Origin of the sequence: Streptomyces kurssanovii (assembly GCF_040677245.1) — a bacterium.
Lineage (GTDB): Bacteria > Actinomycetota > Actinomycetes > Streptomycetales > Streptomycetaceae > Streptomyces > Streptomyces kurssanovii.
Genome location: NZ_JBFAQK010000009.1, coordinates 73,960 through 88,096, shown reverse-complemented (window position 1 = coordinate 88,096; position 14,137 = coordinate 73,960). Strand labels below are relative to the sequence as shown.

Below are 14,137 nucleotides of genomic sequence, written 5' to 3'. Positions count from 1 at the left end.
CACGGCCGGCGGCCACAAAGATTTCACCCGTTGCATGTGACGCAAAGGCTGTGCAGGACGCGCGTATAGCAGGACTCTGGTCCTGCCCGTGGACAGGCCACGTGGCGCGCACCAACCCCCGTCCACACGTGGAGGTTTCTGCATGCGTCGCCGTTTCGCCCTGCCGCTCGTGTCGGCCGTACTGGCATTGCCCGCCGCTCTGATCCCCGCCGGGTCGGCCGCCGCCGCCCCCGCCGACAAGCTCCAGGTGCTCAGCTCCTGGACCCAGACCAGCGCCACCAGCTACAACGCCTGGGCCGCCGCCCGGGCCAACCAGGGCGCCTGGAGCGCCTACGGCTTCAACTGGTCCACGGACTACTGCTCCACGTCGCCGGACAACCCGTTCGGCTTTCCCTTCAAGATGTCATGCGCACGCCATGACTTCGGCTATCGGAACTACAAGGCCGTCGGTAGCTTCGACGCGAACAAGTCCAGACTGGACTCGGCGTTCTACGAGGATCTGAAGCGCGTCTGCAACCGGTACTCCGGTGCCACCCGCACCGCGTGCAACTCGACGGCGTGGACGTACTACCAGGCCGTGTCCGCCTTCGGGTACTCGGCGGTGGTCGACGGCGGCAAGGCCGCCTGACCAAGGGTGAGGCCCCGTCACCTCCGTGACGGGGCCTCACTCGACGCGGGTGCCGCAGCCGTCATCCGCCTGTCGCCTCCAGGAGCGCCCTCCGGCACAGGGCGTCCGCGCGCCGCGTCGTCTCCGGGACCCGGAACTCAGGTGCCAGCCGCAGCGTGTGGGCGCATGCCGCGTCGAGGGTCACCCGGTGACCCGCGGAGACGAAGACCGGCTTCACACCCCGCTGCGTGCGCAGGGCCCTGCCGACCTCCTCGCCGTCGTCGGCGAGAAGGGGCGCGAAGTCGCCCCGCAACTCCCCGAGTTCACCGTAGGTGAAGACGAACGGGTTCTTCGCGACGCCGATCGAGGGCAGCCCCGTCAGCACCCCGAGGTGGCTCGCCAGCCCGAACCGCCGGGGGTGCGCGCGGCCGTAGCCGTCGCAGACGACCAGGCCGGGCCCGGCCGTGAGCGACTCGAGCGCGGCCAGCACCGTCGGGATCTCGCGGAAGGCGAGCAGCCCGGGCACGTACGGGAAAGAGATCCGGCCGATCGCCGTGACCTCCTCCACCACGGTCAGCGTCGCCGCGTCGAGCACGACCGCCGCCGCGGCGACGACATCGCGTTCGTCGTCGTACGCCACGTCGACGCCGGTCACCAGCCCGGTGCCGACGGGCGGGCCCGGCTCGTCCAGGACGACGCGGGTGCGCAGTTCGTCCTGGACGGCCAGGGCCTCTTCCTCGTTCACGGGCCAGCCGGGGGGCGCTTCGACGATCTTCATGGTGCCGCCCACTTTATGTCCTGCCCCGGAGCGGCCGCCGCCCCGTGGCAGGGGCCCGGTAGCGTGGCTGCCATGTTTGTGATGGAACTGACCTACACCGCGCCGGTCGAGCGCGTCGAACCGCTGTTGGAAGCCCATGTGGCATGGCTGGACGGCCTGTACGAGGAGGGCGTCTTCATCGCGTCGGGCAGGAAGAAGCCGCGCGACGGCGGGATCATCCTCGCGGTCGGGGACGATCGCGCCGGCATCGAGAAGATCGCGGCGACCGACCCCTTCGTCGTCGGGGCCGTGTGCACCTACCGGATCACCGAGTTCATCGCGACCAAGACCGCGCCCGAACTGGCCCCCTACCGCCAGCAGCCGGCTGTCTGACGGCCCGACCGCCCCGTCTCAGAACTCCAGACGCGCGACCCGGCCCTTCTCCCCGGAGGCCCAGCAGCCGAAGTCAGGGGTGCAGTCGACGGTGTCGAACGAGCCGGTGTCGAACGAGCGCCAGCTCCGGCCGCCGTCCGTCGTCAGGTCCGTGCCGGTGGGTCCGACGGCGAGGGCGGCGGACCTGCTGTGCGGGAGCCAGGCCACACCGGAGCGGTACGCGGGCGGCGGGGTCTGCGCCTGTCCCCAGCTGCGGCCGCCGTCGCCCGTGACGGCCGCGGCCCGGGGGGAGGCCTGGTCGGCGCGGTAGTCGCCGCCCACCGCGAGGCCGTGCGTCCGGTCGCGGAACGCGAGGGCGAAGACACCGCGTGCCGGATCCCCGGCCGGGATCGTCGACTCCGCGACGGTCCAGTTCAGCCCTCGGTCCGCGGAGTGCAGCACGCGCGCCGTGGCGCCGCCTCCGGTGGCCAGCCAGACGTCTTTCCGACCGGAGCTGACGAGGCACTGGCCGCTCGCGGCGAAGCCCGCCTCACCCGGCAGGGCGGGCGGCATGCCGGCGTCGGGGAGGACCTTCCAGGACCGCCCGCCGTCGCCGGTGGACAGGATGCGGTACTTGCCGTCCACGGGGTCGCTCATCGCCAGGCCGTGCCGGCTGTCGAAGAAGGTGATGCAGTCGTAGAACGCCCTGGCGTCGGTGTTGCGGAACGACTCGGTCCAACTCGCACCGCCGTCCTCGGTCCGCAGCACCCGGGACGCCTCGCCCTCGCCGATGGCGAGGACCACCGCGCGCCGGCCGTCGAACGCCTCGACGTCACGGAACTCGAGCGCGTCGGCCCCGGGTGGTGAGACGTCCAGCCAATTCCGGCCGCCGTCGGTGGTGCGCAGCACCGTGCCCTTGGAGCCGGCCACCCATGCGGTCTTCCGGCTGACGGGCGCCAGGCCTCGCAGCCGCACATCTGTCCCGGTGTCCTTCAGGCTCCAGCCGGGGGTACCGGCCGCCGCGGGCCGGTCCGCCGCCGTCGCCGCCTGTTCCGCATGCGCCGGTGCGGCGGTCGCGGCCGCCACCGCGATGGCACACAGCCCCACGGTCAGCGTTCGTCTCGTCTTCCCCAAGGACCTCATGGCGCTGGAAGCTAGCCCACGCACCGGGGCCCGTCCAGGGTGCGTGGCGCCTACTTCGGCATGGGGTGATCCGAGCATGCGGCGGACGGCGGGCGGTGACACATGTCACTCTCTTCCCCGGTGCACGGAATCGGTCCTTCCGACGTCTTCTGAGATAGACCTGCGCCATCAGGACCCAGCGAGCCGCACACGAAGGAGCGGGGCTTGTCCACCGTCATCGAGCAGACCGTCCAGGCCCGACTCGTCGCGTCCGCACCCCAGATGGAGTCCGTTCCCGCGACGCTGCACTACGACCGCCGTGACCCTTTCGCCGTCCGTATCGACTTCCCCGGCCCGGCCACCCTGGAGGGCACCGATGTGTCCTGGGCGTTCTCCCGGGAGTTGCTGGCCGAGGGGGTCCATGAACCTGCCGGTCTCGGTGACGTGCGCTTGCGGCCCTACGGTTACGACCGGACGGTGCTGGAGTTCCACGCTCCGGAGGGCATGGCCATGGTCCACATCCGCACCGGGGATCTGCGGCGCTTCCTCGAGCGCGTACAGGAGGCGGTCCCGGCCGGGCGCGAGCACCTGTATCTGGGGCTCGACCAGGACCTGACGGAGTTGCTGCGCGACGCCGCCTGACGCCTGACGCCTTCCGCCGCGCCCCGCGACGGCCACCGCCGCCACCTCCACGGCCACCGCCGCGACCCCTGCCACAGGTCGCGCCGGACGGCTCGCTCCCCCGGGCCGGACGAATGCCGTTGACACGATCCCGGGCGCCCTATACAGTGTATGACGGTTCTGTTGTCGTCGATCGGAGTAGGACGTTGCTCGTCTGAGGTCTTGAGACACCGTGCAGCACGGCTCATGCCGTGCGCTTCGCGTGCGACCTCGACGACTCATGCCGTCCGCTCCCCCGACCGGGACCTTCCTTCCCGTCGTCTCCGGGATTTTCCGGCCCGTTTCCGGCATCGTCACGTCGCACAGGTGTCTCCACCGTTGCTCCCAGCCCGTACCCAGCAACCGGAGGCCACGTGTCTACTTCCCCCACCTATCTCACCTGCTCCGCGCTCGGCTTCGCATGGCCGGACGGCACCGTCGTCTTCGAGGACTTCCACCTCGCGGTCGGGCCGGGCCGCACCGGACTGATCGGCCTCAACGGCTCAGGGAAATCAACTCTGTTGCGACTGCTCGCCGGCGAGCTCGTACCGTCCGAGGGGTCGGTCCGCGCCATGGGAGAGATCGGCTACCTGCCGCAGAACGTGGTGCTCGACACCGGCATGCGGGTGGACGAGGTCCTCGGCATCGCACGGACCCGCGCCGCGCTGCACGCCATCGAGGCAGGCGATCCGAGCGAGGAGAACTTCACCGCGGTCGGCGACGACTGGGACGTCGAGGAGCGTGCGCACGCCACCCTGGACCAGCTGGGCCTCGGCCACATCGGTCTCGACCGCACCATCGGCGAGGTCTCCGGCGGCGAGGCGGTCCTGCTGCGGCTGGCGGCGCTGCTGCTGGCCCGTCCCGACGTGCTGCTGCTCGACGAACCCACCAACAACCTCGACCTGTTCGCCCGCCGGCGCCTCTACGACGCGGTGACCCGGTGGTCCGGCGTGCTGGTGGTCGTCAGCCACGACCGTCAACTGCTCGAACTGGTCGACCAGATCGCCGATCTGCGTGACGGTGAGGTCGCCTGGTACGGCGGCAACTACTCCGCCTACGAGGAGGCACTCGCCGTCGAACAGGAGGCGGCGGAAAGGATGGTGCGTGTCGCGGAGGCCGACGTACAGCGCCAGAAGCGTGAACTGGCCGATGCGCACATCAAGTTGGCCCGGCGCAAGCGCTACGGCCAGAAGATGTACGACACCAAGCGGGAGCCGAGGATCGTGATGCGCTCCCGTAAGCGCACGGCCCAGGAGTCCGCCGGGAAGCACCGCATCATGCACACCGAGAAACTCGCGGAGGCGAAGGAGCGCCTCGACGAGGCCGTGGAGGCCGTACGCGACGACGACGAGATCCGTATCGAGCTGCCCAGCACCCAGGTCCACCCCGGCCGCGGGGTCCTGCGGCTCCGCGACCTGCGGCTGCAGTACGGGGCAGAGGTGAAGGGGGAGTTCGAGGTACGCGGACCTGAGCGGATCGCGCTCGTGGGACGCAACGGCGCGGGCAAGACGACCCTGCTGCGCACGATCGCCGGCGAGCTGGAGCCGGTGGCGGGCGAGGCGGTTCCCGATGTCCCGCTCCGCTTCCTGCCGCAGCGCCTCGACCTGCTCGACGACGGGCTGAGCGTCGTCGAGAACGTGGCCCGGTTCGCACCCGGCGCCACGAACAACCAGATCAGGGCGCGACTGGCGCGCTTCCTCTTCCGGGGCGCCCTGGCCGACCAGCCGGCCGGGACGCTGTCGGGCGGCGAGCGGTTCCGCGCGGCGATCGCGGCGCTGCTGCTCGCCGAGCCCGCGCCGCAGTTGCTCATGCTGGACGAACCGACGAACAACCTCGACATGTCGAGCGTGCGCAGCCTGACGGCGGCGCTGGAGTCCTACCAGGGGGCGCTCATCGTGGCCAGCCACGACGCACCGTTCCTCGATTCGATCGGCGTCACGCGGCGGCTGCTGCTCGACGGCGAACTGCGGGACGTCTCGGCGGAGGAACTGCGGGAAGGAGCGTTCCCGATGGGATGAGCGTTGGTCCCGATGGGATGAGCGTTGGTCCCGAAGGGGTGAGCGTGTGGTTCGGAAGGGGTGAGCGTGTGGTTCGGAAGGGGTGAGCGTGTGGTTCCGAAGGGGTGAGCATGCGGCGCGGCCGGAGGGGAGGCACCGGGAGACCGGTCCGACCCGCCCGGCCGCGCCGCGCCGCACGGCGGAATCGCCGGGACGCCCCGGCGGACGGACGCACACGCCGTGGGCCTGCCCCGACCCGCCGTGCGCCTGCCCCGACCCGTCGGGGCGGACGGAAAAATTCCGGCCGCTCAGGCAGCAGCGGGAGACCGTGACACAGCTCTCCGCACACCACTGGAGCTGCCCTTATAACGGTACGTAATCGGGCATCGCGGATCCGGGCTTGGACGGGGGCTTATGACGTGCTTAACCTACGGTTTCGTAACCTACGAGTACGTAGGTAACTCTCCCGTCCCCCAGGAGCCCCCGTGACGATCACCTCTCCCCACCTCGGCAGTTCGGAAGCGTGGACCGACGCGCGACTTCTGTACGCGCTGGAAGAGGTCGTGGAGAAGGAGCTCAACCGCCATCTGAAGGTCGCCAAGGACTGGATGCCGCACGAGTACGTCCCCTTCTCCGACGGCCGCAACTTCCCCGGCTTCTTCGAGGACGGAGAGGCCTGGGACCCCGCCCAGTCCAAGGTCACGGACATCGGCAAGATCGCGCTGGTGGTGAATCTCCTCACCGAGGACAACCTCCCCAGCTACCACCACGAGATCGCGACGCTCTTCGGCCGCGACGGCGCCTGGGGCACCTGGGTGCACCGCTGGACCGCGGAGGAGGGCCGGCACGGGATCGTGATGCGGGACTACCTGCTCACCTCGCGCGCCGTGGACCCGGACAAGCTCGAGCAGTTCCGGATGGCCCACATGGCGGAGGGCTTCGAGTCCGACAACCGTCACTCGATGCTGCACTCCGTGGCGTACGTCGCCTTCCAGGAGCTCGCGACGCGCGTGTCGCACCGCAACACCGGCCACCAGTCGGGCGACCCGGTCTGCGACCGGATGCTGGCGCGTATCGCCACCGACGAGAACCTCCACATGGTCTTCTACCGCAACCTTCTGGGCGCGGCCTTCGAGATCGCCCCCGACCTGACCATGCAGGCCGTGCGGGACGTGGTCGTGAACTTCCGGATGCCGGGGCACGGAATGCCCGGTTTCGAGCGGGCCGCCGCGCAGATGGCCATCGGCGAGATCTACAACATGCGCATCCACCACGACGACGTGCTCCAGCCGGTGCTCCGCTTCCTCAAGGTCCTGGAGATCGACGGCCTCGGCCCCGAGGGGCTCAAGGCGCAAGAGGAGCTCGGCCTGTACATGAACGGGCTGGACGCGGAGGCGCTCAAGTTCGACGAGAAGCTCGCTGCCCGCAAGGCCCGGATGGCGGCGCGCGCCGCCGGCTAGGGCGTTCCGCACCGCCGGTGCCGGTGGCCGTCGCCCGGGGCGACGGCCCGCGACGACGGCGGGCGGGACCGGGCCAGGCCCGCACGGGCGGCCCGAACCCGGGACTACTGGGGCGCGGGGCGGCACCGTACGCTGTCCCGCGTGAAACCCCTGACGCGCGTCGTCCTCTTCGGCGCTCCTATAGCTGTTGCCGCCTCCGTCTACTTCGGCGGGGGCGGCGAGTCGCTACGCCCCAAGGACGACCCGAGCCTGCGCGTCAGCCCGACCGCCTTCGCCCCCGACCCGCTCAAGGCGGGCAGCCCGTCGCAGCAGCGCGAGCGGGACGACCGCATCGACGCGCTGCCGCCGGGCCTCGCGGACCCAGCGAAGAAGGAGATCGCCGCCCAGCTGGTGGCGAGCGCGGAGAACTCGACGCTGGACTGGAAGAGCCAGTACGGCGCCATCGAGGACATCGGTGACGGCAACGGCTACACGGCCGGGATCATCGGCTTCTGCTCGGGTACGAACGACATGCTCCAGCTCGTCGAGTACTTCACGGACAAGCACCCGGACAACCCGCTCGCCGGGTACCTCCCGGCGCTCCGCAAGGTCGACGGCAGCGACTCGCACGAGGGTCTGGGCGCACCCTTCGAGGCGGCGTGGGCGAAGACCGCGGAGGACCCGGAATTCCGCAAGGCCCAGGACGTGATGCGCGACCGGATCTACTTCGACCCGGCCGTCCGGCTGGCCAAGATGGACGGACTGTCCACGCTGGGCCAGTTCATCTACTACGACGCGATGGTGCTCCATGGGCCGGGGCTCGGCGCGGACGGCTTCTACGGCATCCGTGAGGCCGCGATGAAGGCCGCCGACACCGCGGCGGAGGGCGGCGACGAGAAGGCCTACCTGAATGCCTTCCTCGACGCCGGCCGGACCGTGATCGGCCGCCAGAAGACCGAGCAGACCAGGGACTCCTCGCGGATCGACACCGCTCAGCGGGTGTTCCTGCGCGAGGGGAACATGGACCTGGACACGCCGCTCACCTGGCGGGTGTACGGAGAGACGTTCCGCATCGGCTCGTGAACCGCGGCGTCGCCCGGTGACGCGCTCGGCCTCGCGGGCCGCGCTGGCCCAGCGAGCCGCGCTGTCCCCTCGTGGGCCTGCCGCGCCACGTGTGCGCGGCGGGGCCGCCGGGTCAGCGGGACGTGCGCTTGAGGCGGTGGCGTTCCTTCTCCGAGAGGCCGCCCCAGACGCCGAACCTCTCGTCGTTTGTCAGCGCGTACTCCAGGCAGGCCACCCGGCCCTCGCACGCTCCGCAGAGCTGCTTGGCCTCACGGGTGGAGGAGCCGGGGGTCGGGAAGAAGAACTCGGGACCCGCCTGGGCGCACAACGCGCTCTCCTGCCAGGAGAGTTCGTGCTCGGTGGTGAGTGTGGTGTTGATCGGCATGCGGGACACGCTGCCCGTCGCCGATAAACATCGTGTCAACGAACGTTCAACGACCGCTCGGCGGGCGGGTCAACCACCGGTCGTTCCCGCGGCGGCGAAGCCCTGGACGACGGCGAACCGCGCGCCCGTTGGATCGGCCAGCTTCGCGTACGTGCCGACGCCTTCCACGCCGACGGGCGCCAGCCTGATCTCCGCGCCGAGCTCCTGTGCCCTGGCCACCGAGGCGTCACAGTCCTCGACGGCGAAGTACGGCAGCCAGTAGGGACCGCCCGCGGCCTCGAGCGGATCGGCGTTCAGCGGGAGCACTCCGGCGAACGTGGCGTCCTGTGCCGCGCCGCCGGGGCGGACCATGGTGTAGGTGCCGCTGCCGTCCGGCATGGGCATCTCGGAGGCTTCCCAGCCGAAGACGTCGCCGTAGTACTCCAGGGCGGAGGCGGGCTCGGGGGTGAACAGCTCGAGCCAGGCGAGCGACCCGAGTTCGCTGACCCGGTCGAGTCCCTTGTTCCCGCCCGGTTCCCAGCCCGCGAAGGCCGCGCCCGCCGGGTCGAGGCAGACCGCCATCCGTCCTTGGTCGAGAACGTCCATGGGCCTGACCACGACGCTTCCGCCGCGCTGTTCCACGGCCTTCACCATGGCGTCGGCGTCCGGTGTCCGGAAGTAGACGTTCCAGCTCGGCGTGCCCTGCTCCGGCGGCACGGTCATCACGGCCGCGACCGTCCTCCCGTCGAGCCGGAACATGCCGTAACCGCCGGCATCCGGCCCCGCCGACACGAACGTCCAGCCGAACACCCCGCCGTAGAAGGTCTTGGCGGCGTCGACGTCGGGCGTGCCGAGGTCGATCCAGTTCGGGGAGCCGGTGACGTAGGGAGCGCTGAGCACAGGTCCTCCTTCGGATGCGGCCGCCGTCGATCCCCGAGTCTCCTACCGATCCCGCCCGAAACCTTCACGGCGCGCCCGGCGAAATCGCCGTACGCCGCACGGAAGTGCGTTGCGGCGGCGGCGCGTCGTCCGGCAGGATCCGTGTCCATGACGACCAGAAAGGCCCATGGCGCCTAGGGTCTTGAAGCCGCAGGCCCCGGCCCGCGCGCCGCCGGACCGTGTGCACCGCCGCCCCAGCCCGCACACGTCCCCGCCGAGGAGCACCCCATGGACGCCCTGTCCCTCGTCCCCTTCGCCCGGCTGCCGCGCGCGCATGCGCGCGGCGAGATCCTGCACAGCACCGTGGACGCCTTCGGGCGCGCACACTGGCTGTCGGGCCGACGCCGGGACGACCGTCCTTATGACGCCACCGTCGTCACTGTCGACGACGGTCAGGTCCAGGAGACCCGTCTGAGCGCCGTGACGGCGCGGAGTCCGAGGCTCGACGCGCTGCCTGACGGCGGCTTCGTGGTCGCGGACGCGCACCGCCGCGACAGCGACGACCACGTCCAGGTGTTCGACGCACTGGGGCGGCCTTCCTGGTCCTTCGCCGTGGGCCACGGGATCTCGCATCTGCTCACCGACGAGTCGGGGCACCTGTGGGTCGGCCACAACGACGTCGGCATCTTCGGCGACGACCCGCTGAGCGCACCCGGAGTGCGCCGCTGGTCGGCGACCGGTGAGGCGCTGTGGGCGCTGGCACCGGCGACGGACATCGGGCTCGTCGCGGAGTGCTATGCCCTCAATGTGGACGGGGACACGGCCTGGGCCTACCTGTACACCGACTGGCCGCTGCTGCGGATCCGCGACCGGGAGCCGGTGCGGGTGCGGGTGCGGAGCACCAACGTCGCGGGGGCGCAGGCCGTGGCGGTGCACGGCGGCGGTGCCGCCCTCTTCGGAGGGTACGGGGACGACGCCGACCGGCTCGTCCTGTGCACCCTCACCGGCACCGCCGCCGAGTCCTGGGCGGTCACCGCACTCGTGCGGCCCGACGGCTCGGCCATCGGCCGCCGCCGGGTGGTGTGCCGCGGCCCGCGAATCTACGTGCAGGCCGCGCCGTGCACCACGTGGGAGGTGTGGGACCTGAGCACCTCGCCCTAGTGGGCGTGGCCCTCTTCCGAGGCCGTGTGGTGCGGTTCGTGGCCCGGGATCGTGCCGTCCTCCTTGGCGACGAGGAACAGCCCGGCCATGCCCATGTCGGAGTGACTCTGGACGTGGCAGTGGTACATCCACGCGCCCGGGCCCACGTGTTCGCCGGCGATCACCTGGAAGCCGAAGGAGTCGGCCGGGCCGGTGATCTTGTTGTCGATCACCCGGCTGACGTCCTCGGGGCCGGACAGCAGGCCCGTCCGGTTGTCGGCCCAGCGGTGACCGTGCATATGGAACGTGTGGTAGTACTCGCCGTGCGTGATCATGATGATCTCGACGCGGTCCCCCACCGTGGCAAGGAAGTTGGGCGGGTCGGCCGCGGGCCGGTTGTTGATGGTCATGTCGTTGAAGACGATCGTGAACTGCTTGTCGGGAAGGATGTCGTCCTTCCTGCGCACCACCATCGGGCCGTAGAGGCCCTTGCGGATGCCGCCGGTGCCGTGATCGGTGCCGACGGCATGGTCGTGGTAGTGCCAGTAGCCCGCGCTGCCCGGCCGCCAGGTGCCGTCGGCGCGGCGGCCGGGTGCGTGGGTGCGCCAGGTGTAGGTGCGAGTGGCGCCCGGTTCGACATGGCTGCGGCTCATCCTGGTGCCGTCGTTGGAGATGTCGTAGTCGACGCCGTGCGGATGAAGGCTGACCGGAACGTCCATCAGGTTCTCGAACTCGATGTGCAGCGTGTCGCCTTCGACGAGTTCGATCAGCGGCCCGGGGACGGTCGCCTTGCCCTTCTCCAGGCCGTAGCCCATCGATCCGTCGGCCCGCTTCTCGGCATACATCTTGAGGTGTCGCACCTGGCCGCCGGCCGGGGCGGTGCGAGGCGCGCCCTTCGCCGGGGCCGGGGCCGCGTTGGAGGCGGACGTGATCGACAACGATGTCACGCCCGTGGCCGCCGCGGCCGCGCCGCCCGCGAGCAGACGCCGGTTGAAGCTCCGTCTGTCCATGTCGAACTCTCCAGTCGTCGGCAGAGATTGACGGGGCGAAGTGACCCCGGGGACGGCCACACGGTAGCCGGGTGATCCTCGTTTATCCACGGTCAGGACAAAGTTAGTCGTATTGCAGTCATACCTATTGGCGAACCGCAAAAAGAGGTCTAGCTTCAACGGCTGTTGTTGTGACCACAGAGGGGTGGGTGACCCATGCAGCGCGCACCACATCACAGGTCCGGAAGAACGAGATCCCGAAAGCGCCTCCTGGCCGCGGCACTTGGCGTCGGCGCCATGACCGCGTCGCTGCTCGGCGGCGGCAGCGTCGCCAGCGCCGAGCCGTATCCGAGGCCACCGGCGACAACGTTGTCCCTTCCGTCGCCGCCCGGCGGCGCGAACGTGAAGGTGCTCGTCTTCCACGGCTCCGCCACGGCGGAGTCTCCGGCCGTCGAGGCCGGCATCGCCGCGATCGAGACCATCGGACTGACCGGCCCCGCCGCGAGCCGGTTCAGGACGGAAGCCACCGACGATCCCGCGGTGTTCACCAACGCCAAACAGCTCGGCCGGTTCAACGCGGTCGTGTTCCTGACCGGCGGCGGCGACGTGCTCGACCCCGATCAGGAGGCGGGCCTCGAGGCCTACCTGGAGGCGGGCGGCGGGTTCCTCGGCATCCACGAAGCCGCGCGCACCGAGCCGTACTCCGACTGGTTCACCGGCCTGATCGGCGCCCGGCCGACGGGCGCACCCAGCAGCACCCAGCGCGCCGTCGTCGAGGTGGGCGACCGCGTGCATCCGGCCACCAAGTCGCTGCCCCTGCAGTGGAAGCGGCCCGACAAGTGGTTCAACTGGGCGGAGAACCCGTCGGGCAAGGTGCACACGGTGGCCCGGGTGAAGGAGGACTCCTACACGCCGGCCGCGAAGGGCAACGGCTGGGACCATCCGATCTCCTGGTGCCGTGACTACGACGGCGGCCGCTCCTTCTACACCGCCATGGGCGGCACGGCCGACAGCTTCGCGGAGACCGACTTCCGCGACCATCTGCGCGGCGCGCTCGCCTGGACGACCCGGCTCTCCCAGGCCGACTGCAAGGCGACCATCGACGCCAACTACACGGCCGAGCGGGTCACCCAGGCCAACCAGCCCGGCCAGAACGACCAGATCGGCGAACCGCACGGGCTGGTCGTCGCACCCGACGGCCGTGTCCTGTACATCGGGCGCGGCGGCGCCGACTCCTCCCGGCCGGTCGTCACCGACTGGAACAACCCCGACATCGGCAAGGGCCAGGGCGAGATCCACGTCTACGACCCGCAGACCAAGAAGGTCACCAAGGCCGGTGCGCTGACCGTCTTCGGCAACAAGGGCGGCGGCGACGAGCTGGTCAAGAACGAGGAGGGGCTGCTCGGCATCGAGCTGGACCCGGACTTCATGACCAACGGCTGGGTGTACCTGCACTACACACCCCACTCGCGGATCGACCGCGAGACCCACATGGCCGAGCGCCGCGTCTCCCGCTTCACGTTCGACCTGGCCACCAACCGGCTGGACCTTGCGAGCGAGAAGGTGCTGCTCGACTGGCCGGTGCAGATCCACAGCTGCTGCCACTCCGGCGGCGGCATGGCCTGGGACTCCAAGGGCAACCTCTACATCGCCACGGGCGACAACAACTCGTCCGGCTTCAGCGGCGGTTACTCGGGCAACAACCCGCAGCCGAACTTCAAGGGCGTGTCCTTCGCCGACGCGCGCCGCACCGCGGGCAACACCAACAACCTCAACGGCAAGATCCTGCGGATCCACCCCGAGGACGACGGCACGTACACCCTCCCCGAGGGCAACCTGTTCACGGGTGAGGAGACGGCCGAGGGCGGCGGCAAGACCCGCGGCGAGATCTATGTGATGGGCGTGCGCAACCCGGCACGCATCTTCGTCGACAAGAGCACCGACATCCTCTACGCGGGATGGGTCGGTCCGGACGCAGGCGCCCCCTCGACGACCTGGGGTCCGGCCAAGTACGACACCTTCGCCGCCATCACGCAGGCCGGCAACCACGGCTGGCCGTACTGCATGGGCAACAACCAGCCCTACCGCGACCGCAATCTGCCCGACCCGGCCCAGCCGCTCGGCTGGTACGACTGCGACGCACCGAAGAACGAGTCGCCGAACAACGACGGACTGGTGAACCTGCCGCCCGTCACGCCCAACACCATCTGGTACTCGCCGCAGGGCGGCGGCGTGGACTACCCGCGTGACGCGAACGGCGTGCCCAGCTACAAGCAGGAGGAGCAGAAGCTGCTGCTGCCGTGGCTCAAGGGCGGCGGCCAGGCCACCATGAACGGCCCCGTCTACCGCTTCGACGCCGCGAGCGACTCGGCGGTCAAGTGGCCCGCGTACTGGGACGGCAAGTGGTTCGTCGGCGACTTCTACGACGGCGACCAGCCGCGGCACGCGGTGCTCACCGATCCGAGGACGGTCGGCAAGGGCGGGCTCCCGGTGCACGCCGAGTCCCTCAAGAAGATCATCCCGACCGGCACCGGTGGCATCCGCAACCTCATGGACTGGAAGTTCGCGCCCGACGGGTCGCTGTACGTCCTGGACTACGGGCGCGGCTTCTTCACCTCCGACTCCAACTCCGCGCTGTGGCGCGTGACCTACAAGGGCGGCGGGGCGACCCCGGCCGCGGACCAGCTGGCGAGGAAGGCGGCGCAGTGACCGTGAGACACAGAACCGCGAGCGTGTGGACGGCTGTGCT

At 70.3% G+C, this 14,137-nt stretch carries 13 protein-coding genes; 8 read left to right on the top strand and 5 right to left on the bottom strand.

Annotated features, from left to right (window positions below; genetic code table 11):
* Positions 1–142 precede the first annotated feature (142 nt).
* Positions 143–628 carry a phospholipase gene (locus AB0K36_RS10035; protein ID WP_364590904.1) on the top strand — a complete coding sequence of 162 codons (486 nt, stop codon included), beginning with the start codon at positions 143–145 and terminating at the stop codon, positions 626–628.
* Positions 629–689: 61 nt separating this feature from the next.
* Here AB0K36_RS10035 and AB0K36_RS10030 read toward each other — a convergent pair whose 3' ends face one another.
* The gene (locus tag AB0K36_RS10030; RefSeq protein WP_364590901.1) at positions 690–1,385 is read right to left on the bottom strand and encodes an endonuclease V; all 696 of its coding nucleotides are present in this window, start codon (positions 1,383–1,385) and stop codon (positions 690–692) included.
* 72 nt (positions 1,386–1,457) lie between these two features.
* Here AB0K36_RS10030 and AB0K36_RS10025 point away from each other — a divergent pair, with 72 nt between their 5' ends.
* Positions 1,458–1,757 carry a YciI family protein gene (locus AB0K36_RS10025; RefSeq protein WP_364590898.1) on the top strand — a complete coding sequence of 100 codons (300 nt, stop codon included), beginning with the start codon at positions 1,458–1,460 and terminating at the stop codon, positions 1,755–1,757.
* 18 nt (positions 1,758–1,775) lie between these two features.
* Here AB0K36_RS10025 and AB0K36_RS10020 read toward each other — a convergent pair whose 3' ends face one another.
* Complete coding sequence (locus tag AB0K36_RS10020) at positions 1,776–2,879, bottom strand: beta propeller repeat protein (RefSeq protein ID WP_364590895.1); 1,104 nt, start codon at positions 2,877–2,879, stop codon at positions 1,776–1,778.
* Positions 2,880–3,083: 204 nt separating this feature from the next.
* Between AB0K36_RS10020 and ssgD the strand changes: the two genes are divergently transcribed.
* From ssgD to AB0K36_RS10000, 4 genes are all read left to right on the top strand, one after another.
* Positions 3,084–3,500 (top strand): spore wall synthesis regulator SsgD, encoded by a 417-nt coding sequence (gene ssgD, locus AB0K36_RS10015; RefSeq protein ID WP_189464814.1) that lies wholly within the window; start codon positions 3,084–3,086, stop codon positions 3,498–3,500.
* Between the two features lie 392 nt (positions 3,501–3,892).
* Positions 3,893–5,536, top strand: coding sequence for an ABC-F family ATP-binding cassette domain-containing protein (locus AB0K36_RS10010; protein WP_364590892.1), 1,644 nt, complete (start codon positions 3,893–3,895; stop codon positions 5,534–5,536).
* 464 nt (positions 5,537–6,000) lie between these two features.
* On the top strand, positions 6,001–6,975 hold the full coding sequence (locus tag AB0K36_RS10005; RefSeq protein ID WP_189464809.1) for an acyl-ACP desaturase: 975 nt from the start codon (positions 6,001–6,003) through the stop codon (positions 6,973–6,975).
* A 150-nt stretch (positions 6,976–7,125) separates the two neighbouring features.
* Positions 7,126–8,037, top strand: a complete 912-nt coding sequence (locus AB0K36_RS10000; RefSeq protein WP_364591094.1) for a chitosanase — start codon at positions 7,126–7,128, stop codon at positions 8,035–8,037.
* 112 nt (positions 8,038–8,149) lie between these two features.
* Here AB0K36_RS10000 and AB0K36_RS09995 read toward each other — a convergent pair whose 3' ends face one another.
* Both AB0K36_RS09995 and AB0K36_RS09990 read right to left on the bottom strand, forming a co-directional pair.
* Positions 8,150–8,401: a WhiB family transcriptional regulator gene (locus AB0K36_RS09995; RefSeq protein ID WP_364590889.1), complete on the bottom strand. Its 252-nt coding sequence runs from the start codon at positions 8,399–8,401 to the stop codon at positions 8,150–8,152.
* 69 nt (positions 8,402–8,470) lie between these two features.
* Positions 8,471–9,280: a VOC family protein gene (locus tag AB0K36_RS09990; protein WP_364590886.1), complete on the bottom strand. Its 810-nt coding sequence runs from the start codon at positions 9,278–9,280 to the stop codon at positions 8,471–8,473.
* A gap of 267 nt (positions 9,281–9,547) precedes the next feature.
* On the opposite strand from AB0K36_RS09990, the gene AB0K36_RS09985 reads away from it, so the two are divergent.
* Positions 9,548–10,420, top strand: a complete 873-nt coding sequence (locus AB0K36_RS09985) for a hypothetical protein (protein WP_364590883.1) — start codon at positions 9,548–9,550, stop codon at positions 10,418–10,420.
* On the opposite strand, the gene AB0K36_RS09980 is transcribed toward AB0K36_RS09985, so the two are convergent.
* Entirely contained in the window at positions 10,417–11,409 is a 993-nt protein-coding gene (locus tag AB0K36_RS09980; protein ID WP_364590881.1) for a multicopper oxidase domain-containing protein, read from the bottom strand. The two genes, AB0K36_RS09985 and AB0K36_RS09980, sit on opposite strands and share 4 nt — an antisense overlap.
* 276 nt (positions 11,410–11,685) lie before the next feature.
* On the opposite strand from AB0K36_RS09980, the gene AB0K36_RS09975 reads away from it, so the two are divergent.
* A complete protein-coding gene (locus AB0K36_RS09975) occupies positions 11,686–14,097 on the top strand; it encodes a ThuA domain-containing protein (protein WP_364590878.1) in 2,412 nt (803 codons plus the stop codon).
* The last annotated feature ends 40 nt before the right edge of the window (positions 14,098–14,137 follow it).

What these genes read in the sequence shown, in the direction of transcription:
- AB0K36_RS10035 (WP_364590904.1), top strand. Translation starts at nt 143, where the DNA reads ATGCGTCGCCGTTTCGCCCTGCCGCTCGTGTCGGCCGTACTGGCATTG.
- AB0K36_RS10030 (WP_364590901.1), bottom strand. Translation starts at nt 1,385, where the DNA reads ATGAAGATCGTCGAAGCGCCCCCCGGCTGGCCCGTGAACGAGGAAGAG.
- AB0K36_RS10025 (WP_364590898.1), top strand. Translation starts at nt 1,458, where the DNA reads ATGTTTGTGATGGAACTGACCTACACCGCGCCGGTCGAGCGCGTCGAA.
- AB0K36_RS10020 (WP_364590895.1), bottom strand. Translation starts at nt 2,879, where the DNA reads ATGAGGTCCTTGGGGAAGACGAGACGAACGCTGACCGTGGGGCTGTGT.
- AB0K36_RS09995 (WP_364590889.1), bottom strand. Translation starts at nt 8,401, where the DNA reads ATGCCGATCAACACCACACTCACCACCGAGCACGAACTCTCCTGGCAG.
- AB0K36_RS09985 (WP_364590883.1), top strand. Translation starts at nt 9,548, where the DNA reads ATGGACGCCCTGTCCCTCGTCCCCTTCGCCCGGCTGCCGCGCGCGCAT.
- AB0K36_RS09980 (WP_364590881.1), bottom strand. Translation starts at nt 11,409, where the DNA reads ATGGACAGACGGAGCTTCAACCGGCGTCTGCTCGCGGGCGGCGCGGCC.
- AB0K36_RS09975 (WP_364590878.1), top strand. Translation starts at nt 11,686, where the DNA reads ATGACCGCGTCGCTGCTCGGCGGCGGCAGCGTCGCCAGCGCCGAGCCG.